Source organism: Massilia sp. CF038, assembly GCF_900129765.1.
GTDB lineage: Bacteria > Pseudomonadota > Gammaproteobacteria > Burkholderiales > Burkholderiaceae_D > Telluria_A.
In genome coordinates, this window is sequence record NZ_FQWU01000002.1 from 704,070 (window position 1) to 729,176 (window position 25,107).

A 25,107-nucleotide genomic window follows, 5' to 3' on the forward strand; every position below is an offset into this window, starting at 1 on the left:
CTGGGCCTGGTGAGAGCGCGGCCCTGTCCTGGCACGGAATTCTGGGCCGGGGTATGGGCCCCCGCCTCCGCGAGGGCGATGTGGTGTCAGGCTGGCTGGGGGCCACCCGGCGCTTCCAGAGGTGGCAACTCATGCACCACCACCGCCGTATCTTCAGCCACATGCTGCAGCCAGCCGGCGTGGCGCAAGGCCCGCATGGCATCGCGGTAGCCTTGATCCCAGCGCCACTCAATCGATCCCTTGGAAAAATTGACATCCTTGGCTGCCATGTGCCAGTCGCGCCCGGCATAGGGCAAACGCACGATGTGCAAGGTGGCGTCGCAACCGAGCGCCAGCAATTCCGCTTCATCTGCCGCGGTGCGGCTTTTGGCGGGCAGGCGCGCATACAGGTCGCGCAGCTTGCGCTGCATGGCGTGGGTGGCTGCGTAGTCATCGATATGGCGGCGCGAACGCGAGGCGAAGGTCACGTCTTTCTGGCGCGTGGCCACTTCATCCATGGTGATTGGCTCCGGTCCCTCCGCGCTCCACAAATCGACCATGAAACAAATCGTGTCACCGCTGGGCAATTCGTTCAGCACCGATTCCAGCGGCGTGTTGGAATACAGGCCGCCATCCCAATACAGGTCGGCGCCAATCCGTACCGGTGGAAAAGCTGGCGGCAAACTGCCGCTGGCGCGGACGTGATCGGCGCACAGGTCGCCGCTCAGGCTGTCGAAGTGGGACAGTTCCCCCGTGCGCACATTGACCGCATTGACCGTCAGACGCATGCCGCCGTCGGCGTTGAGGTAATCGAAATCGACCAGGTCCTTGAGCGTGTGCGTGAGCGGGTCGGTGGAATAGAACGAGGCTTCTTCGGGCGGCACTTCCATGCCCAGCGAAAAGCCGCTGAAGTAACGCGGCGTGAAGAAGCCGGGCACACCGCGCATGACCGTGTCCAGGCTGTTGAACCAGATGTTGGAACGGCGCAAACTGTCACCCACTTCGCTCATGTTCAGGCTGTCCGGGTGCGCGACCCGGTCCCAGAAAGCCTTGACCTTGTTCAGGCGTTCCTCCTGCGGATTGCCGGCAATCAGGGCGGCATTGATGGCCCCAATCGAGGTGCCCACAATCCAGTCCGGCACCAGCTGGTGCTCGTGCAGGGCCTGGTACACGCCGGCCTGGTACGCGCCCATGGCGCCGCCGCCTTGTAGCACCAGCACAATGCGCAGATTGTCCGGATTGAGTTTGTTAATCTTGTCCATGCAGGCTTTCAGGGTCACAAATGAAAAAGACGGCGCCGAATCCGAAGATCACGACGCCGCTCAAGCCCCACCATATCCTGCGATTATTGTTGCAAGGCCAGGTTCGTCTGCCTGGCATACTACATCAATACACCGTTTTCGCCCGCCGCTGCTGCAGGTAGTAAGCCACCCCGCCCAGCGCCGCGGCCAGACCCAGCGCCGGCTTGAGCATGCGCCGGCGGCGCAGGAAGCCAAGAATGCTCAGTGCGTAAGGCGCCACCGTGGCCACGTTGATGCCGGTCGGGCGCAGCAAACCGTCCACCCGCTGGCGCAAGGCCCAGGTGGCATGGTCCATTGCCGAATGAAACAGGGCCTCGGGCCGCGCGCCCTGGCGGATGCCCGCCTTGGCATGCACGATACCGACCCGATAAAACTCGGCTTGACGCAGCAGCCTGGCCTTGCGTTCGGCCACGCTATCTTGCTTGTCCTGCTTGCCTTCGGATGGTTCGAGTCCGATGATCTGCTTTTCTTCCATGGTGTTTCTCTCCCGGCTTAAAGCAACATGTCACGGTCATGTTTGAGTTCGTTCATGGTTTCAGGGAAGGCCAGCTTGCCTTCCTTGAGCATGGCCCTGGCTTTGAAGCCCAGCGCGGCCGTGGCCACGATGAACACCAGGAACATGACCAGCAGGATTTTCCAGCCCATGGTTTCCCATGCGAGCGCGACAATCACTGCGGTGCCGTAGGCGATGGCAAACCAGCTGCAGATGATGGCAAGTGCAAACACTGCCAGCAGCGCCATCACGTGATTGCGTACCTCCGACAGCTCGAGTGCCGCCAGTTCCACGCGCGACACCACGAGCCCGAAGATATTTTTTGCCAGGCCGGTGACGCCGGCCATCAGGCCGGGGCCATGCACTGTTGCTGAAGTATTGTCCATGGCTTCTCCCGGCGTGGTTTATTTACGGCCCAGGATCACGCCGACCAGCAGGCCAACGCCAGCTGCCGCGGCGATCGTGCGCCATGGGTTCTCCTTCACATAGACATCGGCGGTGTGCGCCAGTTCCTTGCTCTTGACGATAGCCTGACCCTGGTATTGCGAAGCCTTGCCCAGAGCGGTGTCCAGCAAAGCCATGCCGCGGCCGCGCATTTCTTCGGCCTTTTCGCCGGTCAGTGCGGCGGCTGCCGTCAGCAGGGTCTGGGCGTCCTTGACCAGGGTCTTGACGTCGGTTTGCACTGCGTTGACATTGCCGTTCAGTGAGCCGGCGCCGTTGCTGCTGCGTGGGGTGGTTTCTAGCATGATGTTCTCCGTTGGTGGGTGAAAAAAATAGTATTACTTGGCCAGAAGATCACGCATGTCGTCCGCGTGTTCCTCTTCCACAGCCATGATCCCGATCAGCAGATGCTTGGTGGTCGGGTCTTTGTCGCCGATGGCGGCAATCATTTGACGGTAGGATTCAATCGCCACCCGCTCTGCAATCAGGTTGGCGCGAATCATCGCCTGGACATCGTCCGATTCGTCGTACTCCGCATGGCTGCGCGCCACCAGCGTGGCTGGATTGAAGTTCGGCGAGCCATTGAGCTGGACAATGCGTTCAGCCAGCGCGTCGGCATGCTCTTGTTCCTGCTGCGCATGCTCAAGGAATTCGGCCTTGATCGGACCGTTGCTCAGGCCGCTGACGGTGTAGTAGTGGCGCTTGTAGCGCAGCACGCACACCAGTTCGGTGGCCAGGGCGTCATTGAGCATTTGCACAACCGCATCGCGGTCAGCCTGGTAGCCGTCGGTGACAGCGCCTTCGTCCAGATTGGCGGCAGCCTTGCGAATGGCGCCAATGTCGAAGCCGTGCGCCAGTGGCGTCTTGGTTTGTTCCATGATGGTTTCCTTAATCTATTACATTAGCGCGGTGGAATCGGTGCCGACGAATTCGACACCACGATTTCCACGCGGCGATTCAATTGTTTGTTGCTGGCGTTGTCGTTCGGGGCAACCGGATACGCTTCGCCGTAGCCCTTCATGGCCACGCGGCTGGCATCGACGCCCATGCCCAGCAGGGCGGCGCGCACTGCAGCGGCGCGCCGTTCCGACAGACTCTGGTTGTAAGCGGTGCCGCCCACGCTGTCGGTGAAGCCTTCGACCAGCACAGTGCGTTCGGTGTTCTGACCCAGCGCATCGGCCAGCTTGCGCAGATTCGACATGCCGGCCGGCGTCAGCGTGGCCTGGCCCGTGGCAAACAGCACGTCGCCAATGGTGACGATCATGCCGCGTTCGGTTTTTTTGGCTTGCAGTTCGCTCATCATCGCTTCCAGCGAGGCGGCGCGGGCCTGGGCTTCGCGCGCACGCGCTTCGGCATCGGCGGCCTGACCCTGGGCAGCGGCGGCCTGGGCATTGGCGGCAGCGGCATCGGCCTTGGCGCGTTCGGCCTCGTTGGTGCGTGCCTGCAGGCGGACCTGGTCACGTTCGCGGCCGGCATTGGCGATATTTGCCTCGGCAGTTTTCTGCTTGGCCAGTTCCTGGGCGGTGGCAATTTTTTGCTTGGCGATGTAGGCCAGCTTGTCGATCGTGTCCAGACTTTCGCGGCGGGCCGCGGCGGCATTGGCCGCTTCCAGGGCATCGCTGGCCTGCTTGAATTCCAGCGGCGCGTAGCTCGATACGGCGGGATTGTTATTGGCGGCGATGAAGTCGCCGCGGGCCTGGTCCAGCATGGGCGTGGTAGTCGGCATCGAGGAGCAGGCACCCAGCAGGATGGCGCTGGCGAGGACTGCGGATTTGAGCATTGGATATTTCATGGTGCTTCCTTTTTCTTGTTGATATAGGGATGGCGGCGGATTTATTTGCTGGCGCGGTCAACTTCGTCACGCAGTACGCGCAAGTCGGCGTCCAGCGCGTTGGAAGCAGCGGTGGCCTTGGCCGAATTGGCCTTGCTTTGCGCCAGCTTGGCGTCGGCCTGGGCCTGATTGGCCAGATCACGTGCCAGTGCATAGTCCTTGTTGGCCAGGGCGGCGTTGGCACGCATCATTTTGTCGCGCGCTGCATTGATTTCCGCCGGGGCCAGGTCGGCAGCACCGGCGCTCACTGCGTTCTCGACTGCATTCTTCGAGACCGCGACGTCAGCCGTTGCAGGTACCTTTTCTGACGCGCAAGCGGCCAGACTGAGAATCAGGGCGGCGCCGGCAAGGGTGGACAGCGAGTGTTTGGTGTTGGTAGGCATTGTGGTTTCTCCATTTGTTTTGTGATCACGCAGTAACGTTATATGCTGATTCTTTAGCAAGATCGGTTCGCTGACGCACATAGCATCGGGATTGCGGACAGCGCCCCGGCTCTGCGTGCGTCAGCGCACGCAAACTCACCCCGCTTTACGCTAAGCTTCGCCCTAACTTCACAATAAGGATCGCCATGACCGAAGCCGACGCGCACCGCGCCACCCGCTCCCTCTCCCGCCGCAGCAAGATTGTTCTGGCCGTGGCCGGTGTGCTGATCGCCATTCCCGCCGTGGCGCTGGTGGTGCTGCTCAATTACGACTGGAACAAGGCGCGGCCCTGGCTCAACGCCAAGACCAGCGAAGCGATCGGCCGTCCGTTTGTCATTGGCGGCGACTTGCGCCTGACCTGGGACAAGCCGTCGGACACCTTGCGCGAGCGCGACCGCAGCTGGCGCGACCTGGTGCCCTGGCCGCATCTGGTGGCCAACGATGTCACGGTCGGCAACCCGGACGCGATTGGCGGCCAGATGGCCGGCGTCAAGCAGTTTTCCTTCTCGCTCAATCCGCTGGCCCTGCTGGAACACCGGATTAATATTCCGGTCCTGCGCTTTGAGGCGCCACAGATCGAACTGCTGCGCGACGCCGATGGCCGCAACAACTGGACCTTCAAGCAGGCCGACAAGCCCTCCCCCTGGCGCCTGGACCTGGAACGGATCGTGTTTACCAAGGGCACAGTGCACTTCAAGGACGCCGTCGAAAAAGCCGACATCCGGGCCGATGTCGACGTCATCGACGATGCCGTCTATGGCATCAGCTGGAAAGCCAAGGGCAGTTTCAATGGCGCCCCCGTCAGCGGCGGCGGCAAGGCAGGCGCGGTGCTCTCGCTTAAACAGCAAACCACGCCCTTTCCGCTCCAGGCCGACATGCGCATCGGTGCCGTGCGGGTGGCGCTCGAAGGCACGCTGACCAAACCGACCCAGCTCGCCGCGCTCGACCTGCGTCTCAAATTATCCGGCCCCAGCATGGCGCGCCTGTACGCCATCAGCGGTCTGGTGCTGCCGGAAACGCCCGCCTTCAGTACCGAGGGCCACTTGACGGCAGCGCTGGGCGAGACCAGCAATCACTTCACGTATGACAAGTTCAGCGGCAAGGTTGGTTCAAGCGACATCGGCGGACGGCTGGAATACCAGAGTGGGCCGCCACGTGGCAAGCTGAGCGGCAAAGTGGTCTCGAAGTTGCTGCAGTTCAGCGATCTGGGCCCCTTGATCGGTGCCGATTCGAATGCCAGCAAAACCGCGCGTGGCGTGGCGCCGGTGCAGCCGAACGGCAAGGTCCTGCCGGTTGAACAGTTCCGTACCGAACGCTGGACCGCGATCGATGCCGATGTCGAGTACGCGGCCGAGCACATCGTGCGCGAAAAAACCCTGCCCATCAAAAAGCTGTCGACCCACCTGATTCTGAACAATGGCGTGCTGACGCTGGCGCCGCTCAATTTCGAGATTGCCGGCGGCGCGCTCAACTCCACCATCAAGCTCGATGGCAGCGGCCGCGAAGGCAAGGACGCCATCCGCGCCACCGCCAAGGTGGGCCTGCGCCATATCAAGATCAAGGAACTGTTCCCCAGCGTGGAAGGCTTGCAGGCCACGGTCGGCGAGATCAATGGGGATGCCCAACTGTCGGCGCTGGGCAACTCGGTGGCATCGCTGCTGGGCGCCTCCAACGGCGAGGTCAAGACCCTGGTGGACGAAGGCACCATCAGCAAACTGCTGCTCGAAGAAATGGGGCTCAATATCGGCAACGTCGTGGTGACCAAGTTGTTTGGCGACAAGCAGGTCAAACTCAATTGCATGGTCACCGACTTTGGCGTCACCAACGGCATCATGCAAACCCGCGTCTTCATTGCCGACACTGAAGAAGCCATCATCACGGCCGACGGCACCATCAACCTGGCCAACGAGCAGCTTGATCTGACCTTGAAGCCAGAAACCAAGCAACTGCGCATTTTCTCGCTGCGCGCCCCCATCCACGTGCGCGGCGGCTTCAGCAAGCCCGACATCAGCATCGACAAGGGGGTGCTGGCGCTCAAGGCAGGCGGCGCCATTGCACTTGGTCTGGCAGCGCCAGCCGCTGCCCTGCTGCCGCTGGTGAATACCGGCCCTGGCGAGAACAGCGCCTGCGCCAAGCTGCTGGCGGAAGCCCGGGTCAAGCCCGTGGCGCCGCCACCGGGCAAGACCGCGAAACGAAAATAGTGAAAATAAGCATTGTGTGCGTTGGCGAACAGACCACATGAGCAGGCAGGCTCTACTCTACGTCCATCGGTAAGGCATTCTTACCGGACGCTAGTAACAACCGATTACCACCATTAAAGGAAAACAAAATGAAAAACCTGCGCATCGTATCGACCCTGCTGGCTGCCATCATGCTGACCTCCGTTGTGGCTTGCGCCCCAACCGCCAAGACCGAAAGCGTTGGCGAATACATTGACGACAGCGCCATCACCGCACAAGTGAAATCGGCCTTCGCTGTGGACAGCAACCTGAAAGCAACCGAAATCAACGTAGAAACCTACAAAGGCGTCGTGCAGCTGAGCGGCTTCGTTGCCCAGCAAGGCGACATCGCTGCAGCCGCTACCGTGGCCCGCAACGTCAAAGGCGTGAAGTCGGTCAAGAACGACATCCGCATGAAGTAATTTTTAACTGCTAACGAGGTGACCCGATGAAACCCATCCAACAACGCGTAGTGGGCATGATGCTGGCAACAGCCATGCTCGGTCTGACCGGTTGCGCAGGTATGTCGCAACAGGACAAGAACACGGCAATCGGCGCAGGTGCCGGTGCCGTCATCGGCGGTGTCCTGACCGGTGGCAGCACCGCAGGCACGGTCGGTGGCGCGGCAGTTGGCGGCGTCATCGGCAACCAGGTCAAGCCACCACGGTGAGTTGACCACCGTTAGCAAGCAAAAGGCCCCGCAGTGCGAACTGCGGGGCCTTTTACTTTGGGCCTGCGGCGGCGGGAGCGGACGATGGCCCCCCTTTACGCTCAGACGAAGGCAGTGGCCAGCGCACCCGCACTGGCGCCCGCATCTTTGACGATTTCGTAGCATTTGCAGGACGCGGCGGCCAAGCCTGGCACGTCGAGGATCTCGATATTGCCACGGCTGTAGATGATCAGGCCCTGCTGCTGCAAGGCGCTGGCAGCCTTGGTCACGCCAACGCGGCGCACACCCAGCGCGTGCGCCAGGAACTCGTGGGTTAAGTGGAATTTGTCGGACTGCAGGCGGTCGCGCGTGATCAGCAGCGAACGGGCCAGGCGCGCCTCCAGCACATGGAAGCGGCTGCACACGGCGATCTGGATGGCTTGCGCCAGCAGGGTATCGGTGTAGCGGTACAGTACACGCTGCAGCGAGGGATTGCGTGCGAATTCGGTGCGGAACTGGGCACTGTCCATGCGGCTGGCGCGGCCGGCGCGCTGCACGATGGCCCGCACCTGGGAAACGTCGTGCCCCAGCGCCACCGTGGCGCCCAACATGCCTTCGCGGCCCACCAGGCCCACTTCGAGTGTCATGCGCCCTTCCGCCACACCCAGCAGCGAGATCAGACTGTCGTGGGGAAAATAGATATACCGCAGCGGGGCCGATGGTTCGGACAGCACCTCGCCCACATCGACCTGCACTTGCTCAAGCAGCGAGGAGAGGTGATGCAAATCAGCGGGCGGCAGCGCCGCCAGCAATTGATTGCATGCGGGAAGATCCAATTCCAGCGGGGAAACAATGCTCATTTGCATCTCCGGCGCTGAGGGGTGAGGGGCGGACTTCGTTTGAAACGGTGTACGGTCATGGGTGACTTCGGTCAATCTAGGATGGGCAGATACATTTGCAAACAATTTCAATGAGGGTAGCGGTAATAATAGGCAAAGTATGTACGGTGACGCACGGAAGCAGCGTTGCCCGGCAGGGAGAATGGCGCCATCGATGCCCTGTCACGCGATTGGCAGAGCTCGCCACATAAAAAGGAAAACGCCAATGCACACACCAAACCCACAGACTGCCGTGCGCAGCAACTACCATCCACTCTGGATTGCCGCCGCCATTGCCATCATCGTCTTTTGCCTGGCCGGCACAGCCGCCATCCTGGGCTGGCTGCCCAGCTCCATCACCGGGGACAATCGTGGCGAACTGACCGCCAGTGACCGCGCGGCCCTGGCGGCCAACCTGGCGCCTGCCCCTGCCGCCAGCAACGCCGTTGCCGATGCCGAGCGTGCGCGCCAAGACCGGCTCGAACAGGACCGTCTGGCTGCCGAGCGCGAGCGCGACCGCGAGCAGGCCCGCGCCGCCGAACGGCGCCGTGAAGTGAAGCTGGCTGCGGCCGCACCGGCACGCAAATGGTGCGGCAATTGCGGCAACGTCGAATCCGTGCGTGAAATCCGCGAACGCGGCCAGGGCAGCGGCCTGGGTGCGGCTGGTGGCGCCGTGATCGGTGGTTTGCTGGGCAACCAGGTGGGCGGCGGCAATGGCCGCAAACTGGCCACGGTCGCCGGTGCCGTCGGCGGCGCGGTGGTCGGCAACCAGGTCGAAGGCAATATGAAGGCCACGCAATCGTGGGAAATCCGGGTCCGCCTGGACGATGGCAGTGCCCGCACCTTCCAGCGCAGCAGCCTCGATGGGTACAGCACTGGCGACCGTGTCAAGGTCGTGGACGGCAAACTGCACCACATGCAGTAAGGCGCCTTCATAAATTATTGCGACCAGGACAAAATTTGTCGAACAATGTACGCTAACGAACGGAATGAGAACGTGGTCATGTTCATACTGGTTTCAACGACCTCACCGTCGTCATAACAACCCACTGAGGACATATCATGCTCTATACAATCGCCGTCGTACTCCTGATCCTGTGGCTGCTTGGCCTGGTCACTTCCTACACCGTTGGTGGCTTCATCCACATTCTGCTGGTTGTCGCTGTCATCATGATTCTGGTACGCCTGATCAGCGGTCGAGGAATCTAGCTGTTGTCGTAAAAGGCCATCATCCGATGACCGATCCGTTTCGCGGTCGCGCCCGGCATCTGCCTGGTGTGACGGCGAAACGGATTCATTTTTTTAAGGAGCTCTCAATGAAGAAGAATATTGCTAAAAGCGTGATCGCAGTCACCACCCTGGCCCTGCTGGCCGGCTGCGCCGACATGTCGGCAACGCAAAAAGGCACAGCCACGGGCGCTGGCGTGGGCGCTGGCCTGGGCGCCATTATCGGCGGCACCACCGGTGGCGGTGGCGGCAGCCGTGCGACCAAGGGCGCCGTCATTGGTGGCGCTGCAGGCGCACTGATCGGTAATATCTGGTCCAAGCGCATGGAAAAACAAAAGCAGGACATGGAAGCGGCAACGGCCGGCACCGGCATCCAGGTCAGCCAGACCCAGGACAACCGCCTCAAGCTGGACGTGCCAGCCGACGTTTCCTTCGATACGGGCCGTTCGGACATCAAGTCGAACTTCCGTCCCGTCCTTGAGCGCTTCGCTCAGACCCTGAACGACAATCCTGCCACTACCGTGTCCATCATCGGCCACACTGATAACACCGGCAGCGACGCTGTCAACAATCCGTTGTCGATCGACCGTGCCGCGCGCACGCGCGACTATCTGGCCCAGCGTGGCGTGTCGCCCAACCGCGTCATGATCGACGGCCGTGGCGAACATGAGCCAGTCGCATCGAACGAGACCGAATCGGGCCGCGCGCGTAACCGCCGCGTCGAAATCTTCGTCGCCGAACGCCAGGGCGGCTGATCGTCTACCGCGCCCAGCGTAAAAAAGGCCGGCAGTGCGCATCGCACTGCCGGCCTTTTTTTACACTCGCGCGCTTACTTCGGCTTGGCCGCGGCGCCCGCCTTGGACAGGTCGCCCGCGCTCACCACCGACACCTTGGCAGGGTCCAGATACTTGCGCAGCGCCGCATTCACCTGCCCCACCTTGAGCGCCGCCACCTGGGCTTCAAACGCTTTGTCATAGTCGAGCGTGCGCCCGTAGGACAGATAATTGGCCAGGTAGCCGGCCAGCGAACCGTCGTCGGTGCGCGCCACTTCCTCGGCCTGGCGCCAGCCTTTTTTTGCCTCTGCCAGTTCCGCCTCGGTGAAGCCATCCTTCAGTGCCAGCGCGACTTCTTCGCGCAGCGCCGCCTCCACCCGCGCCGTGTTCTGCGGCGCACTGATGGCGTACGCGGCCCACAGTCCGACCGGGTCGCGCGCACTCACATTCAGGAACGAGCCCACGCCGTACGACAAGCCTTCATTCTGGCGAATCCGGTTGGCCAGGCGGCTGTGCAAGGCACCGCCACCGAGCATGTGGTTGGCCAGCATCAGGGCCGGGTAATCGGGATGATCATCCTTGAGTGCCAGTGGCAGCACGGCAAACAGCGTGCTGTTGGCTTTTTCCGGCGTATCGATGACCACCTTCTGCCCTGCCACCTCCTTGACCGTGGCGGCAATGCGCACGTACGGCAGCGTTGCCTGCCAGGCGCCAAACAGGTCGGTCACCTGGGCCTTGAGCGCGGCTGCGTCAAAGTCGCCCACCACGGCCAGGGTGATGTTGTTGGCCCCGTAGAAATCGCGGTGGAAGGCACGCACGTCTGCCAGGCTCACTGCCTTCAGGTCGGCCAGCTGCTGCGGCAGCGTCCGCACGTGGTTGACATGCCCTTCGGGCGTGGCATCGACCAGGCGCGACCTGGCGTTGTCGGCCAGTGCCTGCGGCTCCGGAAGCTGCTGTTCGATGGCGTTGATCTGCTGGCGCAGGATTTCGGCAAATTCGGTCTCGGGGAAGGTTGGGGTCTTGAGAATTTCGGCCACCAGCGCCAGCGAGGCCGCCAGGTTGGCGCGCTTGGTCATGAGCGACACGCTTACGCCGGTAGCGCCGCCACCCATATTGACCACGGTCCCCAGCTTGTCGAAGGCATCGCGGATATCCTGGCGCGTCAAGCGTTCGGTGCCGCGTGCCAGCAAGGCTGCCGTCAGCGCTGCCGCGTCGCCCCGTCCCTTCAGTGCATCGGCGCTGCCGGTGCGCATCTGCAGCGTCAGGTTGACAACGCCACCCTTGGTGGTCTTCGACAGCAATGCGCCACGCAGGCCGTTCGGCAGCGTGAAACGCTCCAGGCGCGCTTCGATATTGGCCGGACTCGGGTCGAACGACTCGCCCTGCGCCGCCAGCGCGCGGCCACGGTAACCATCGACCTGGCCACTCACATCGGCCGCAGCTGGGACTTCGGTGCGCTCGGCCGCATCGGTGGGGATAAAGCGCCCCAGGGTGCGGTTGGACGGCTTCAGATATTTTTCCGCTGCCGCCTGCACCGTTGCCGCGTCCATTTTCTCCAGCTGATCGCGCTGCACGAAGAACAGGCGCCAGTCGCCCGCTGCCATGGCCTCGGTCAGCGCCACCGTCAGCGATGCCGTGTCGTTCGCGGCCAGCTCGATCTGCTTCATCATGTTCAGTCTGGCGCGCGCCACTTCCGCGTCCGTGACGGGCTGCGCCTTCAGGTTTTCCAGCACCTTGAGCATGGCCGCCTCGGTATCGCCCAGCGCCAGCTCTTTCGGCACCACCGCGCCGAAGATCCGATAGCCGGGTTCCAGGTTGCTGACCGAATCGCTGCTCACGCTGGTGGCCAGCTTGGATTCGACCAGCGCCTTGTGCAGGCGCCCTGCCGGCGCCTCGGTCAGGATATGTCCCAGCACTTCCAGCGCCACTGCATCGGGGTGGCCCGACGGCGCCGTGTGGTAGCCGGCACCGACATACTGGGTGCCGCCCACCCGGCGCACCGTGACGGCGCGTTCGCCATCCTGCACTGGTTCGCGCGTGTAAGTCGGGGTCAGCTTGCGTGACGGCTTGGGAATACGGCCGAACAAGTCATTGATCTGGGCCAGCACCTTGGCTTCGTCAAAGCGGCCAGCCACCATCAGCAGGGCGTTATCGGGCTGATAGTAGCGCTGGTAGAACGCGCGCAGGCGCGCCACGTCGACCTGTTCGATGTCGGACCGCGCACCAATGGTCGATTTGCCGTAGTTATGCCAATCAAAGGCAACCGCCTGCAAGCGTTCGGTGGTGACGTTCACGGGATCGTTTTCGCCCATCTCGAATTCGTTACGCACCACCGTCATTTCGCCCTTGCCGGTCTTGGCATTCCACAGATCGTTCTGGTCGATCGGTGAATTGACCATGCGGTCGGCCTCGAGCGCCAGCATCTGGCGCAAATTGGCGTCATTGGCCGGGAAGGTCGAATGGTAATTGGTGCGGTCGTACCAGGTGGTGCCATTGAATTCGGCGCCGCTGGCATTGAGTACCTGCACCACGCTGGGCGTGCCTTTTTTCAGGCCGAAGTTCTTGGTCGGCTTGAACAGCAAATGTTCCAGCAAATGGGCCATGCCTGTTTCGCCGTAGTTTTCGTGGCGCGAGCCCACCATGTAGACAATATTGGTGGTCAGGGTGGGCTTGCTCGCGTCAGGAAACAGCAATACCCGCATGCCGTTGGCCAGCCGGTATTCGGTAATGCCTTCCACGCTGGTGACCTTGACAGGTGCGCCATGGCGTCCCGCCTGCGCCGCCGGTGCGCCAGGCACTGCGGCTGCGTGCAACAAGGTGGGCGACAAGATGCCGGCGCTAAGCATGAGGGCGGAAAGCAGTTTCATAAGTTCCAATCAGGGCTGCACAAAGAAAAAAAGCATGGCCGCATTCTATCCATTCCCCGCTTGCAAGCGCAAACAATCGCGCTAGACTAAGGCATCTTGAAAGGAGCCCACCATGACCCGCCCCCTGCCCGCGCTGGCGTTAGTTTTCCTCTCCGCAATTGTAGTTCCCGCTCAGTCACAAAGCATGCGGCCTGGCTTATGGGAGATCGACAACAAGGTGGGCGCCAAAGATAGCCAGATGGGGCGTCAGATGGCGCAGCTCCAAAAGCAATTGGCAGCCATGCCGCCGGAACAGCGCAAGATGATGGAAGACATGATGGCCCGGCACGCGGGCGCGGCCATGTCCGGCGTGAGCGCGGACGGCGTCAAGGTCACCATGTGCATGAGCCGCGACATGGTCGAGCGCAACGAACTGCCCATGCAACAGACAGGCAACTGTACCCACCAGCGTTTGCCGCAGGTAGGCGACACCATCCAGATGCGCTTCACCTGTACCGAACCGCCCGCCAGTGGCGAAGGCACTGTGCACCTGGACGGCGACCGTGCCTACACCATGGATTTGCGCATGACATCGAGCGTGAAGGGCAAGCCCGAAACAACCACCATGCACAGCGCCGGCCGGTGGCTGGGGGCCGATTGCGGCAATCTGAAACCACCGCCCCTGCCGCCGCGCAAGAACTGAGCGTCAGCCACACGGTGAGATCGCGTACAGACCGCTGCCGTCGCGCGGCCGAGAATGGCGGTTCAGCGCGCTCACCCAGGTTAACAAATGCCAGACGGCAACAAGAAAGTCATCTACGCCGCACTGGCCGGCAACCTGCTCATTGCCATCACCAAGTTTGCTGCCGCCATGTACACAGGCAGTTCGGCCATGCTGTCCGAAGGCGTGCATTCCCTGGTCGATACGGGCAACGAAGCACTGCTGCTGTATGGCTTGCGGCGTGCCACCCTGCCTGCCGATCCCTGCTTTCCCTTCGGGCATGGCAAGGAAATTTATTTCTGGAGCTTCGTGGTCGCCCTGCTGATTTTCTCGCTGGGCGCCGGCGTCTCGCTGTTTCAGGGCATCCACCATCTCCAGTCGCCAGGCAGCATCGAGAGTCCGATGGTCAATTTCATCGTCCTCGGTCTGAGCCTGGTGTTTGAAGGCTTTTCCTGGCGGGTGGCTTTCAAGGAATTTCGCAAGCAAAAAGGCAAGCGCGGTTACCTCGCTGCCATGCGAGCCGGCAAGGATCCGACCACCTTTGCGGTCTTTCTGGAAGACAGTGCCGCCCTGCTGGGTCTGCTGGTGGCACTGGCCGGCCTGGTGCTGGCCCACCTCACGGGCCAGCTGGTGTACGACGCGCTGGCGTCGATCCTGATCGGCCTGATCCTGGCTGCCACCGCCCTGCTGCTGGCACGCGAAACCAAAGGTTTGCTGATTGGCGAAAGCGCGGGCACCGAAGTGGTCGAAGGCATCAGGCGCTTGTTGCAGGGCATGCCCGAAATTGAACGCGTCAACGAGATACTCACCATGCACATCGGGCCCGAGTATGTGCTGGCCAACATCAGCTTGACGATCCGGCCGGCCACTGATCGGGCCCGCGTCCACCAGCTGTTCGAGGCCATCGATGGCCAGATCAAGACCGGCTACCCGCTGGTGCAGCGGGTCTTCATCGAATCAGCCCCAGCCGTCGCCCCCGCCCGCAATCAAGCCAGTTCGGTGTAGGCCAGGTAACGGTCGCGCGCCAGCGTGGCGATGGGCCCCACCGCCAGTTGCCGGTTTTCGTAGCGCACGCAAGGGGTGACCTTGCCATAATTACCGGTGTTAAAAATCTCCACTGCCGTATCCAGTTCTTGCGGCAAGACCGTCCTCTCCTCCACGGCCACGCCCGCCTCGGCCAGCAAGGCAATCACGCGGGCCCGGGTAATGCCGGCCAGGAAGGTGCCGTTGGGCACCGGAGTCACCACCTTGCCTGCCGCCGTGACAAGGAACAGATTCGAGGTGGCAAATTCGGCCACCGCGCCAGCGCTGTCGAGCACCACGCCATTGTCGAAGCCGCGTTCCTTTGCTTCACGCATCACGCGGGTGGAATTGGCGTACAGCGCCGACGCCTTGGCATCGGTGGGGGCCATGCTCGCGTCCGGACGGCGCAAGCGCGACAGGCACGCCGAAAAGCCGGTAAACGGCGGCATCGGCGCATCGAACAAGGTCAGGGCAAAGCCGCTTTGCTGGGGCTCGGGAATCAGGAAACCCTCGCGGCCGAACACCAGGGGCCGGATATACAGTGCCGCGTCAGCAGGGAATTTTGCCACCCCTTCATGCACCAGGGCGGTCATCTCGGCCACCGACAGCGGGCATTGCAGGCCCAGCCGTTCGGCAGAATGGATTACGCGCTGCAAGTGCAGCGCCAGATCGGGCAGTCTCCCGGCAATGGCGCGCGCACCGTCGAAAACCGAGGAACCCAGCCAGACGCTGTGATCCATCGCGCCAAACAAGGGCACATTGCCTTCGGCCCATTGGCCATTGAAATAAGTCAGGTACATACGCATCCTCTCTGGTGGGATATCGAGTGTAACCGAAGCGACCGCCGATGGCAGCAGCAGCGATGATGCGTATAAGAAACGCGCCTTGCGTACGCTACCGTACAAAGTTGCAAGCCTTACCGGAAGTACACTGTATTTTTCTCCCAGCCTTATTTTTCCCCATGCTCGCAACACTGGAACGCATCGATCCGCATAGCGACCGCATTGATTTACTGGTCACGCTGGTGGAACACTTGCGCCCTTCGCGCCGCCAGCCGCCGGCCGCTGCGGCCGACGCCGTCCGCACCTTGACGCAACTGCTCAAGGGCAACCCTGCGCACGCCTCGGCCCTGCACAGCTATCTGGCGCGCCTGCTCGACAGCCGCCGTCATGCCAGCTTGTATACCGACATTGGCATTTTGTCGAACGACGGCTTTGTTACTGAACTCAAGCGCCGGCTGGCCTACCGTTTCCTGCCGCCGGCCCTGGGCGATATTTACCTGAGCGACGCCATCGACCAGGTGCTGTACGCCGACACCGACTACCTCTGGATCAGCGCCGTGCCCACGCCCGACTGGCTGGCCTTGTTCGATACCGTCGCCGCTGCCAAGCCTGCCGCGCACACGGCGCCGGCCGACCCGGGCCGCACGCTGCTGCTGGGCATGCTTGAGGCCATCCGCACTCTGTCCTGCCGCGTCTGCGCTCTGGGTCTGGAGCCGCGTCTGCTGCGCAGCCATGCCGAGATTGAAGACTTCGATTCGCCCTTCCTGATGCAAAATATCGAGGTCAACGATTACCTCGATGGCTATGAACGCTTGCTGGCCGATGGTGCCCCGCCGGAAGATGCGCGCCACTTGCTGGTGATGCTGGACCAGTGCAGCGCCGTCATCGACAAGGTGCGCAAGAATGCGGCCACCCAGGGCACCAGCGTGGCCCTGACCTACCTTTTGCTCGCGCTCACGCAAAGCATCGACCGTCTGCGCAAGCTGTTGTTCCTGGTGGATCTGTCGGGCGCGCTGCCAGCGGCGCCCACGCTGGATCTGGCCCAGAAGGCCGACGAGGCCACGCCTGCCAGCGAACCGCCCACCTCGCTACGCCGCGCTGCCGCCATTGCGCTGGCAGAAGAACTGATCGAAGCGCACAACAAGAAATACGCCGTGCGCGAGATGGTGGCTGCCAATATCGACCTGTTGGCCCGCAATGTCACCGAAAACGCCAGCCGCACAGGCGAGCATTACATTGCAGACAGCCGGCGCGAACTGGGCGGCATGTTCCTGTCCTCGGCCGGCGCCGGTGTGATTGTCGGCTTCATGGCACTGATCAAGATTCTGATGAGCAGCCTGCGCGCAGCGCCCCTGGTGGAAGCCTTCCTGTTCAGCATGAACTATTCGCTCGGCTTTGTCCTGATCCACACCTTGCACTTCACCATTGCGACCAAGCAGCCGGCCATGACCGCCTCGCGCATTGCCAGTGGCTTGTCCAGCAAGGATGGGCGCACCATCGACCTGGACAGCATGGCCGACCTGATCAGCAAAGTGTTTCGCACCCAGTGCATCGCCGTGCTGGGCAATCTGGCCACTGTGCTGCCCGTGGCCTATCTGATTGCATTCGGCTGGGTCAGCCTGACGGGCAAGCACCTGGTGTCGCCCGAAAAAGCCCATCACATGCTGCAAGATATCAATCCCATCGGCAGTCCCGCCTTGTTCTACGCGGCCATTGCCGGTGTGTGTCTGTTCGTCGCCGGGCTCATTTCCGGCTACTACGACAACAAAGCCCTGTATACCCAGATGGCGCAGCGCGTCACCCAGTTGCGCGCCTTGCGCGGCCTGCTGGGGCCGGAACGCCTGCAACGTCTGGGCCTGTACCTGGAAAACAATCTGGGCGGCTTGATGGGCAATTTCTTCTTCGGTATTTTGCTGGGCACCATCGGTACCCTGGGCTATCTGCTTGGCCTGCCGCTGGACATCCGCCACGTCACCTTCTCGGCCGCCAATTTCGCCACTGCCTGGGTCGCGCTGGACCAGCGCATGAGCCTGGAGCTTGCCCTCACCTCGATTGGCGGCTTCTTGTCGATTGGCATCGTCAACCTGGTGGTCAGCTTCGCACTGGCCCTGTGGGTGGCATTGCGGGCACGAAAAGTACGCTTCAAGCAAGGCATCGCCCTGATCCGCACCATGGGCCGGCGCTTCCTCTACGCACCGATCGACTTTTTGATCGGACCAAAACACACGCCTGCGGGCGCCATCGACAGCCTGTCTTCAAGGGGATCAACATGAGTATCTTGCGCGCCGCGGCCCACACCGCCCTTCTCGCCTGCGTCCTGGCGCTGTCGGCCTGCGCTTCCTTGCCGGAGGTGAACGCCGACAGCGTTGCCGTGGCCAAGGAAAATCCGACCATCGCGCTGCCTAGGGGAACATTGGCGCGCAAGCAGGCGGCCGATCTGCTGGCGCGGCGCTGGGCCAAGGCAACGCCCGACATGAAAGCCCTGGCTGTACTGGAAGAAGCGGCCACGGGTGTACCACTTATCGCCGGCAACAAAGTCACCCTGCTGTTCGATGGCCCTGCCACGATGAAGGAAATGATGGCGGCAGTCAGCGCAGCCAAAACCTCGATCAATCTGGAAACCTACATTTTTGACCAGGACGAGATCGGCCTCCAGTTTGCCGACCTGCTAATTGAAAAGCGCAAGCAAGGCGTGGTAGTCAACGTCATGTATGACGCGGTCGGCGCCTTTGGCACGCCGCAGGCATTCTTCGACCGCCTGAAAGCGGGCGGGATCAACGTGGTCGCCTTCAACCCCTTGAACCCGACCCAGCGCGGCGGCAAGTGGGAATTAAATAATCGCGACCACCGCAAATTGATGGTGGTCGATGGAAAAATCGCCTTCACGGGCGGCATCAACATCAGTAGTACCTACGCCAACAGTTCCTTCTTCCGCTCCAAGCGCAAACCCGAGGCCAGCGACAAGGACAAGGTAGGCTGGCGCGACACCCACATCAAGATCGAAGGCCCCGCTGTGGCAGCCCTGCAATGGCACTTCATTGATGCCTGGGTGGACCAGGAAGGTGGCGAACTGACCGAAAGCACCTATTTCCCGCCGCTCGCGCCCGTGGGCGACAAGATTGTGCGCGTGCTGGCCACCGATCCCCAGCGCGATTCAGAGATCTACAAAGCCTTCATGCTGGCCATTCAGGAAGCCAAAAGCTCGATCCACATTACCTCGGCTTATTTTGTGCCGGACCGCCAGTTTGTTGAGGCTATGGTTCTGGCAGCAAAGCGCGGCGTGGACGTGAAGCTGGTATTGCCAGGCGTAAGCGATCACGGCCTGGTCATGCATGCAGGCCATTCCTTTTACGACCAACTATTGAGCGGCGGCGTCAAGATCTACCAGCTGCAAGTGGCCGTATTGCATGCCAAGACCGCCGTGATTGACGGCACCTGGTCGACTGTGGGCTCGGCCAATATCGACCGGCGCAGCTTCTTGCACAACTACGAACTGAACGTCGTGGTGGTCGACTCCGCCTTTGGCCGCGACATGGAAAGCGCGTTTGCCGAAGACTTGCGCGATTCCAAGGAAATCACTCTGGACGCTTGGCGTGACCGCCCCTGGATTGACCGCATCAAGGAAATGGCCTCGCGCCTGACCGAATACTGGATTTGAACGGGGCGCAGCTTAAATGCCAGCCGCGAACAGTCCATCGGTATGGGCGGACCATACATTGCCACGCCGCAGGAAGGGCTCGGTTTTCATCTTGGAAAACGCCTTGCCCACTTCGTCCCAACCATAGCGGTCCACTTCCACGCGCTCTGGTTCGACCCGCACCACGTTGAAAGAGTTCACTTCACCACGTCCCCGGGTTGAGGTGGCGGTGCCAGCCTGGACCACCAGCGCCGCGTACTCGCTCATCTGGTAGCGCTCGCTCGTATTGCCCGCGTGGCTGGTGTGCATATGACCGGACAGCAGCACGTCGACACCGCACTCGGCAAACGCGCGCATGGCCATGGGCGCCCGGTCGACCAGGTCATCCTCATCGTTGGTGACCGGCAGATCGAAGGGATGGTGAGTGACGATGATGCGCACGATCTCGGGTGGCAAACCGCTCAATTGCTGACGGATCACGGACACTTGTTCTTCGTTCACCCGGCCATCCTTGAAGGTCAGCGAACGCGCCGTGTTCACACCCAGCACCGCGATTTCCTCGTCCACGAAGATCGGATCGAGGTCGTCGGTAATGTAGCGCTTGTAGCGTGTGAGCGGCTGCAGGAAACGCCGGAACACGTTGTACAGCGAAATATCGTGGTTGCCCGGCACAATGATTTGCGGGCCAGGCAAGGTGTCGAGCCAGGCCCGCGCCTGTTCAAATTCTTCACTCTTGGCGCGCTGCGTCAGGTCGCCCGACACCACCACCACATCGGGATTGATCTTGTGCACCAGATCGCGCAAGGGGGCCAGCAGCTTGTCGTCGACCTTACCGAAATGCAAATCAGACAGATGAACCAGGGTACGCATGCAATCTCCTTATTTTGGCGCGATGACGCGCAGCGCGCCCGGCCGAATGCGATAACGCAGCGGCGTGGCCATGACCGTCACCTCGCCGTCGGTGGCCACGCGCAAGCGCGGGTGATGGGTGTCAATTTCCATGCTGGCCGTACTGAGGACGTCGAAATCACGTTCTTGTGCCAGTCGCCCCCGCAAGGCGCTCCAGGCCAGACGCAGCAAGCCCAGGCGGCCGGGGCGCTGCGCCACGTACAGGCTCAGGCTGCCGCCATCAAGGCGGCTGCGCTCGCCAATGGAAAATCCTTCCATTGTGTATTCGTTGTTTCCGATAAAAACAAAGGGTGTGCGGCGCGTATGCGCGCGCCCCCCGTCCAGCGTAAAGCTGATATGCAAGAACGGGTAGCGGCGCAGCGCGCCGATGGCCGCCCACAGGGCCGCCAGCCACTTGCCCCGCCCCAGCCGGCGCTGCTGCTTTTCGCGGTCGCGCACAATATCCGGGTACAGGCCCAGGCTCGAATTATTTAAAAAAATGCGTTCGTTCACTTCGCCCACGTCGACCCTTCGCGGCGTTCCTTGTGCCACATTGGCCACGGCATCGTCCAGATCGAGGGGAATCCCCATGTCTTTGGCAAAGTGATTCAGCGTGCCAAGCGGCAGCACGCCAAACGCGGTATCGGTGCCCGCCAGCACAGAAGCGACGGCATTGATGGTGCCGTCGCCGCCGCCAGCGACCACAATCAACAAGCCTTCCGCCAGCGCCGCCTTGGCGGCAGCAATCATTTCCTCGCCGCTGCCGGCGAGCGTCACACGCGCCTGCATGCCATGGGCACTGAATTTTTCGCGCAAGGAACTGGCCTGGGCATCGTCGTGCCCGCTGCCGGCACTGCCGTTGATGATGACTGCGATGGTGCTCAGGCTTGTCTCCGATTAAGTGATACTGCGTCCCTCGGTGCGTCTTCGCAATGTCGACACCCCCGTGATGCAGATTGCCAGCCAGGCGCTGCCGAGCGCCATGGCAGCCAGTACATCGCTCATAAAATGGGCTCCCAGGTACAGGCGGCTAAAACCGACAAGCACCACCATGGTCAAGGCGGCGAGCATGACAGCCACTTGCAGCACCCGGCTACGCACGGAACACACCAGCCAGGCCGCCAGAAAGCCGTACAGTACCGTGGCGCCGGAAGTGTGGCCGCTAGGGAAACTGAAGGTGGCAAGACTGACCAGCGGCTCTTCAAAACTGGGCCGCACGCGCTGGAATGTGTACTTTAACAAAACATTTAGAATCAGGCCGCCCGGCACTGCAAGCACCAGTGCCAGCAGCCAGTAAGGCTCACGGCGCCAGTGCAGCACGCAGGCCAGCACCAGGGCCATGAGTAGAATCCCGATGGGATGATTCCAGTTGGTAAAGGCAAGCACCAGCGGTGTCCAGGGACTGCGCGCAAACTGGTGGAACCACTGCGCCAGTGCCTGATCAATGTGCGTGATCTCGGCATTGGCGACAACGTTGTTGGCGATGAGGGCAAACAGGACGGCGGCAATCACCAGCAAGATGACGCCCACGGTCAGGTGCAGGCCGAATTGCTCGTCCGGATTGAGGCGCGCGGCAAGGTGCCGGTGCAAGCGGGGATAACGTTGCTTCATAGAGGGCGGATGGGAAACAAGCCATCACGATACCAGTTGCAGGATTGACCTTGCAACGCGCTCGGCGGTTCAAGCCAGGGTATTGACCAGTTCGAGCAGTGCGCTGTGGTTGAGTGGCTTGTTCATGAAGGCGGTGGCGCCCTGGCGCAAGGCCCACACCCGGTCCGAATCCATATCCTTGCTGGTGAGCAGAATGACGGGAATGTGCCAGGTGGCTTCGTCGCTGGTGATGGCCCGCGTGGCCTGGAAACCATTTAAACCAGGCATGACAATATCCATGATGATCAGGTCCGGCAGCTCGCTTTTGGACAGGCGCACGGCCTCTTCGCCATCGCACGCCATGATGACCTGATGACCCTCCTGCGTCAGCAGTGCGGCCACCAGCATGCGCTGCGAGGCCGAATCGTCCACCACCAAAATCTTTTGACTGGCCATGATTGCACCTCAGCCGGCAGGCGGCGAAGGCGCCGGGCGCACTTCTTCCGCAGGTTTTTCCTCGGGCATGTAGCGCCAGTAGAAGGCATGCACCTGGACTCGGAATTCGTGCATCAGCTCCTGGGTCACCATCCGCTCGGCCAGATACAGCGCTTTCAGGTTGGTGGTGCGGCCCAGCGTCACATACACCCGCAGCGTGCGCGTTTGCGACGAATTGTGCAAGTCCATGTCGGTGACTTCAATCTCCATGCCCTTGAGCTTCTTCTTGATGTAGCTAGCCACATCTTTCCTGATGACGTTGAAGACTTCAGGACTGAGCACCCGTGCTTGCGCCATGATACTGCCTTAGAAAATTGAGAATAAGTTGCGGATAGGCATCATAACATCGTCAAAAACACCACAAAATAAAAATTTACTGGTTATTCGTACAGTAACTGTGGATTTATACAGTAGTTGTGCTATTCTGGAATCTCTTGATCAACGCAAAACCAACAACAAGGGATTCGCCATGACCACATTAAACAGTAATTTCGGCATGCAATACGCTCCTACCCCATTCATGATGCGCCTTGGCCGCCGTGAAGTGTTGGTCACGCGCGATTTCCGCAAGCGCTACTACCCGGTCAACCCGCTGATCGAGTGCGATACCGGGGTCGAGCCTGGCCACGTCGAAGTCCTGCTCATGAAGCGCTGGCTGCTCATTTTGTCAAAGGCGCACTAAAAAGCGCATATGCAAAGCTGATTTAATTCGTGTTCTTTCTCTTGCTCGGGATTTATTCTAGTTGTACCCGAACACTTTCCAAGAGAGAGCCACCATGTTGTTGAAGAAGATAAGTCAGTCCTTGATCGCGCTTGCCCTGTTCTCGCAGGCGGCAGTTGCTGCCGATGTTACGCTGCTCAACGTGTCGTACGATCCGACGCGGGAGCTGTACCAGGACTTCAACGCGGCCTTCGCCAAGCAATACAAAGCCAAAACCGGTGACAACGTCACCGTCAAGCAATCGCACGGTGGCTCAGGCAAGCAGGCGCGCACGGTGATCGACGGTCTCGAAGCAGACGTCGTCACGCTCGCGCTTGCTTACGATATCGACGCCATCGGCGAACGTGGCCTGCTCAATCCGCAGTGGCAAAAACGTTTGCAGCACAATAGCTCGCCTTACACCTCGACCATTGTGTTCCTGGTGCGCAAAGGCAATCCAAAAGGCATCAAGGATTGGGCTGACCTGGTCAAGCCTGGCATCTCCATCATCACTCCCAACCCGAAAACCTCGGGCGGCGCGCGCTGGAATTATCTGGCAGCCTGGGGCTATGCTTTGAAGCAGCCGGGCGGCACCGAAGCGTCTGCCAAGGAATACCTGTCCAAGCTGTATAAAAACGTGCCGGTGCTGGATTCGGGTGCCCGCGGCGCCACCACCACCTTTGTGGAACGTGGCATTGGCGACGTACTGCTGGCCTGGGAAAATGAAGCCCTGCTCGCAATCAAGGAACTGGGCCCGGACAAGGTCGAAATCGTCGCCCCTTCCGTCAGTATTCTGGCCGAACCGCCGGTCTCGGTGGTTGACAAGGTGGTCGACAAGCGTGGTACCCGCAAAGTCGCGGAAGCCTACCTGCAATACTTGTACAGCGACGAAGGCCAGGAAATCGCGGCGAAGAACTACTACCGCCCTACCTCGGAAAAAATCGCCAAGAAATACGCAGCGCAATACCCGAAGGTCAAGCTGTTCACCATCGAAGAAGCGTCCGGTGGCTGGACCAAGACCCAGAAGACCCACTTTGCCGACGGCGGTCTGTTCGACCAGATCTACCTGCCAAGCAAGAAGTGATCAGCTAGTCTGAACGTGCAAGCGGCCATGATTCCCCCATGGCCGTTTTCACGTCAGCGGTACGCTTGAAAAAGTGCCGCCTGGATGCTGGTGGTAACGATGACGAGGGAAATTCCGAACCGGATCATCCATTGCTTCATGCGGATTTCAAGCGCAAGCAGGTCTTCTTTGGTGGCGTACCTGTTGAGACCTGACTCAAGGTGAGCCACCATGATCATGAGCTGTGCGACATCTTTCTTAAGCTGATCAACGTCCGCTTCCAGCGACGCAAGTCTGGTTTCCATTGCCGCCAATTTAATCTCGATTCGTGCGACCCGTTTGTCGAGTTCGACAAGATCCTGGCGCACGCAGCACGTCGATTTGATCACGGCGATTTCCGTCTTGATCGCACTGACTTCACGTTCCAATATGTCGATTCGATCTTCCATCACACCAGCTTCCCCCAATGCCAGGGCACAGTCAAGCGCAGCACAAGGGTGCCAAGGACAAGCGCGCACCCTCTTGAAACCACACAGGAAAATCATGAATAGATTGAACCCTGCAGTATGCGTCGCCGGCGCGATATTGACCCTTGCCGCCTGCACCCGCGCGCCCGAGAAACCCATCCCACCAAAGGCGCCGTTCCAGGCGGTCGCTTCAATCCAGGATTTGATGGTGTCGATTGTCGACCCGTCCGCCGACGTGTTATGGGAGGCGGTTAGCAGCGAAACCACCGCCAAGGGTATTGAAGAAAAATACCCGCGCACGGCGCAGGAATGGCAAGCCGTGCGCAATCACGCCATCGCGCTGCAAGAGGCAGCCAATCTGCTGATGATGGAAAATCGCGCCGTCACCCATGGCGGCAAGGCAACCGAAGACGCTCACGTCGAAGGCATCTTCTCGCCCCACGAAACGCGCAAGGCCATCGACGCCGACCCGGCGCGCTTTCATGGGGCTGCGCGCGGCCTGCAGGACGCAGCGGGAGAAGCACTGCACGCCATCGACGCCAAAGATCCCGCCAGACTGCTGGTCGCCGGCGGCAAGCTGGATCAGGCTTGTGAGCATTGCCACAGCATTTACTGGTATCCCAACGCGAAGCAGCCACCGCTCAAGTGGCCTGCCCCGCTCAAGAAGAATTGAACCCGGCGC

At 61.2% G+C, this 25,107-nt stretch carries 29 protein-coding genes; 13 read left to right on the forward strand and 16 right to left on the reverse strand.

The genetic code is table 11. From position 1 onward, the window contains the following. Positions 1-86: 86 nt before the first annotated feature. The 7 genes from BUC24_RS13580 to BUC24_RS13610 all read right to left on the reverse strand — a co-directional run bounded on the left by BUC24_RS13580 (position 87) and on the right by BUC24_RS13610 (position 4,428). The gene (locus BUC24_RS13580) at positions 87-1,241 is read right to left on the reverse strand and encodes a patatin-like phospholipase family protein (RefSeq protein ID WP_073216809.1); all 1,155 of its coding nucleotides are present in this window, start codon (positions 1,239-1,241) and stop codon (positions 87-89) included. A 124-nt stretch (positions 1,242-1,365) separates the two neighbouring features. After that, positions 1,366-1,755 carry a hypothetical protein gene (locus tag BUC24_RS13585; protein ID WP_073216812.1) on the reverse strand — a complete coding sequence of 130 codons (390 nt, stop codon included), beginning with the start codon at positions 1,753-1,755 and terminating at the stop codon, positions 1,366-1,368. A gap of 17 nt (positions 1,756-1,772) precedes the next feature. After that, positions 1,773-2,159 (reverse strand): phage holin family protein, encoded by a 387-nt coding sequence (locus tag BUC24_RS13590; RefSeq protein WP_073216815.1) that lies wholly within the window; start codon positions 2,157-2,159, stop codon positions 1,773-1,775. Between the two features lie 18 nt (positions 2,160-2,177). Beyond that, a complete protein-coding gene (locus tag BUC24_RS13595; protein ID WP_073216818.1) occupies positions 2,178-2,519 on the reverse strand; it encodes an ElaB/YgaM/YqjD family protein in 342 nt (113 codons plus the stop codon). 33 nt (positions 2,520-2,552) lie between these two features. Further along, entirely contained in the window at positions 2,553-3,092 is a 540-nt protein-coding gene (locus tag BUC24_RS13600; RefSeq protein ID WP_073216821.1) for a ferritin-like domain-containing protein, read from the reverse strand. 23 nt (positions 3,093-3,115) lie between these two features. Then, entirely contained in the window at positions 3,116-4,006 is an 891-nt protein-coding gene (locus BUC24_RS13605) for an OmpA family protein (protein WP_073216824.1), read from the reverse strand. Between the two features lie 41 nt (positions 4,007-4,047). Continuing rightward, the gene (locus BUC24_RS13610; RefSeq protein WP_073216827.1) at positions 4,048-4,428 is read right to left on the reverse strand and encodes a DUF4398 domain-containing protein; all 381 of its coding nucleotides are present in this window, start codon (positions 4,426-4,428) and stop codon (positions 4,048-4,050) included. Between the two features lie 185 nt (positions 4,429-4,613). Here BUC24_RS13610 and BUC24_RS13615 point away from each other — a divergent pair, with 185 nt between their 5' ends. The 3 genes from BUC24_RS13615 (at position 4,614) to BUC24_RS13625 (ending at position 7,356) form a co-directional block, all read left to right on the forward strand. Next, entirely contained in the window at positions 4,614-6,668 is a 2,055-nt protein-coding gene (locus BUC24_RS13615) for an AsmA family protein (RefSeq protein WP_073216831.1), read from the forward strand. Between the two features lie 128 nt (positions 6,669-6,796). Continuing rightward, positions 6,797-7,108, forward strand: coding sequence for a BON domain-containing protein (locus BUC24_RS13620; RefSeq protein ID WP_073216835.1), 312 nt, complete (start codon positions 6,797-6,799; stop codon positions 7,106-7,108). Positions 7,109-7,134: 26 nt separating this feature from the next. Further along, a complete protein-coding gene (locus BUC24_RS13625; RefSeq protein ID WP_073216838.1) occupies positions 7,135-7,356 on the forward strand; it encodes a glycine zipper 2TM domain-containing protein in 222 nt (73 codons plus the stop codon). Between the two features lie 101 nt (positions 7,357-7,457). Here BUC24_RS13625 and BUC24_RS13630 read toward each other — a convergent pair whose 3' ends face one another. Continuing rightward, positions 7,458-8,195 carry a Crp/Fnr family transcriptional regulator gene (locus BUC24_RS13630; protein ID WP_073216840.1) on the reverse strand — a complete coding sequence of 246 codons (738 nt, stop codon included), beginning with the start codon at positions 8,193-8,195 and terminating at the stop codon, positions 7,458-7,460. 244 nt (positions 8,196-8,439) lie between these two features. Between BUC24_RS13630 and BUC24_RS13635 the strand changes: the two genes are divergently transcribed. From BUC24_RS13635 to BUC24_RS13640, 3 genes are all read left to right on the forward strand, one after another. Then, a complete protein-coding gene (locus BUC24_RS13635) occupies positions 8,440-9,138 on the forward strand; it encodes a glycine zipper 2TM domain-containing protein (RefSeq protein ID WP_073216843.1) in 699 nt (232 codons plus the stop codon). Positions 9,139-9,275: 137 nt separating this feature from the next. Further along, positions 9,276-9,422 (forward strand): lmo0937 family membrane protein, encoded by a 147-nt coding sequence (locus BUC24_RS26650; RefSeq protein WP_018059223.1) that lies wholly within the window; start codon positions 9,276-9,278, stop codon positions 9,420-9,422. 107 nt (positions 9,423-9,529) lie between these two features. Continuing rightward, the gene (locus BUC24_RS13640) at positions 9,530-10,195 is read left to right on the forward strand and encodes a YiaD family glycine zipper/OmpA-like lipoprotein (protein WP_073216846.1); all 666 of its coding nucleotides are present in this window, start codon (positions 9,530-9,532) and stop codon (positions 10,193-10,195) included. Between the two features lie 74 nt (positions 10,196-10,269). Here the strand turns inward: BUC24_RS13640 and BUC24_RS13645 are convergent, their stop codons facing one another. Further along, positions 10,270-13,080 carry a M16 family metallopeptidase gene (locus BUC24_RS13645; RefSeq protein ID WP_073216849.1) on the reverse strand — a complete coding sequence of 937 codons (2,811 nt, stop codon included), beginning with the start codon at positions 13,078-13,080 and terminating at the stop codon, positions 10,270-10,272. A 184-nt stretch (positions 13,081-13,264) separates the two neighbouring features. On the opposite strand from BUC24_RS13645, the gene BUC24_RS13650 reads away from it, so the two are divergent. Together BUC24_RS13650 and BUC24_RS13655 are read left to right on the forward strand one after the other, a co-directional pair. Further along, positions 13,265-13,762 carry a DUF3617 domain-containing protein gene (locus BUC24_RS13650; RefSeq protein ID WP_229448212.1) on the forward strand — a complete coding sequence of 166 codons (498 nt, stop codon included), beginning with the start codon at positions 13,265-13,267 and terminating at the stop codon, positions 13,760-13,762. 87 nt (positions 13,763-13,849) lie between these two features. Next, positions 13,850-14,785 (forward strand): cation diffusion facilitator family transporter, encoded by a 936-nt coding sequence (locus BUC24_RS13655; protein WP_073216855.1) that lies wholly within the window; start codon positions 13,850-13,852, stop codon positions 14,783-14,785. On the opposite strand, the gene BUC24_RS13660 is transcribed toward BUC24_RS13655, so the two are convergent. Continuing rightward, positions 14,767-15,603, reverse strand: a complete 837-nt coding sequence (locus BUC24_RS13660) for a branched-chain amino acid aminotransferase (RefSeq protein ID WP_073216858.1) — start codon at positions 15,601-15,603, stop codon at positions 14,767-14,769. The two genes, BUC24_RS13655 and BUC24_RS13660, sit on opposite strands and share 19 nt — an antisense overlap. Positions 15,604-15,764: 161 nt before the next feature. Here BUC24_RS13660 and BUC24_RS13665 point away from each other — a divergent pair, with 161 nt between their 5' ends. Together BUC24_RS13665 and cls are read left to right on the forward strand one after the other, a co-directional pair. After that, positions 15,765-17,858, forward strand: coding sequence for a site-specific recombinase (locus BUC24_RS13665; RefSeq protein ID WP_073216861.1), 2,094 nt, complete (start codon positions 15,765-15,767; stop codon positions 17,856-17,858). Continuing rightward, positions 17,855-19,243, forward strand: a complete 1,389-nt coding sequence (cls, locus tag BUC24_RS13670; RefSeq protein WP_073216864.1) for a cardiolipin synthase — start codon at positions 17,855-17,857, stop codon at positions 19,241-19,243. Before BUC24_RS13665 ends, cls begins: the two co-directional genes overlap by 4 nt. 12 nt (positions 19,244-19,255) lie before the next feature. Here the strand turns inward: cls and BUC24_RS13675 are convergent, their stop codons facing one another. The 5 genes from BUC24_RS13675 to BUC24_RS13695 all read right to left on the reverse strand — a co-directional run bounded on the left by BUC24_RS13675 (position 19,256) and on the right by BUC24_RS13695 (position 22,492). Next, positions 19,256-20,092 (reverse strand): metallophosphoesterase family protein, encoded by an 837-nt coding sequence (locus BUC24_RS13675; protein ID WP_073216868.1) that lies wholly within the window; start codon positions 20,090-20,092, stop codon positions 19,256-19,258. A gap of 9 nt (positions 20,093-20,101) precedes the next feature. Further along, positions 20,102-20,926: a diacylglycerol/lipid kinase family protein gene (locus tag BUC24_RS13680; RefSeq protein ID WP_307188464.1), complete on the reverse strand. Its 825-nt coding sequence runs from the start codon at positions 20,924-20,926 to the stop codon at positions 20,102-20,104. A gap of 81 nt (positions 20,927-21,007) precedes the next feature. After that, entirely contained in the window at positions 21,008-21,721 is a 714-nt protein-coding gene (locus BUC24_RS13685) for a phosphatase PAP2 family protein (RefSeq protein WP_073216874.1), read from the reverse strand. A 69-nt stretch (positions 21,722-21,790) separates the two neighbouring features. After that, positions 21,791-22,156 (reverse strand): response regulator, encoded by a 366-nt coding sequence (locus BUC24_RS13690; protein ID WP_073216878.1) that lies wholly within the window; start codon positions 22,154-22,156, stop codon positions 21,791-21,793. A gap of 9 nt (positions 22,157-22,165) precedes the next feature. After that, a complete protein-coding gene (locus BUC24_RS13695) occupies positions 22,166-22,492 on the reverse strand; it encodes a hypothetical protein (RefSeq protein ID WP_073216882.1) in 327 nt (108 codons plus the stop codon). A gap of 172 nt (positions 22,493-22,664) precedes the next feature. Here BUC24_RS13695 and BUC24_RS13700 point away from each other — a divergent pair, with 172 nt between their 5' ends. Then, complete coding sequence (locus BUC24_RS13700) at positions 22,665-22,877, forward strand: hypothetical protein (protein ID WP_073216885.1); 213 nt, start codon at positions 22,665-22,667, stop codon at positions 22,875-22,877. A 94-nt stretch (positions 22,878-22,971) separates the two neighbouring features. Continuing rightward, on the forward strand, positions 22,972-23,979 hold the full coding sequence (locus BUC24_RS13705) for a sulfate ABC transporter substrate-binding protein (protein ID WP_073216890.1): 1,008 nt from the start codon (positions 22,972-22,974) through the stop codon (positions 23,977-23,979). A 53-nt stretch (positions 23,980-24,032) separates the two neighbouring features. On the opposite strand, the gene BUC24_RS13710 is transcribed toward BUC24_RS13705, so the two are convergent. After that, the gene (locus BUC24_RS13710) at positions 24,033-24,407 is read right to left on the reverse strand and encodes a hypothetical protein (protein WP_073216893.1); all 375 of its coding nucleotides are present in this window, start codon (positions 24,405-24,407) and stop codon (positions 24,033-24,035) included. 94 nt (positions 24,408-24,501) lie between these two features. Here BUC24_RS13710 and BUC24_RS13715 point away from each other — a divergent pair, with 94 nt between their 5' ends. Further along, entirely contained in the window at positions 24,502-25,098 is a 597-nt protein-coding gene (locus BUC24_RS13715; protein ID WP_073216897.1) for a cytochrome c, read from the forward strand. Positions 25,099-25,107 lie beyond the last annotated feature (9 nt).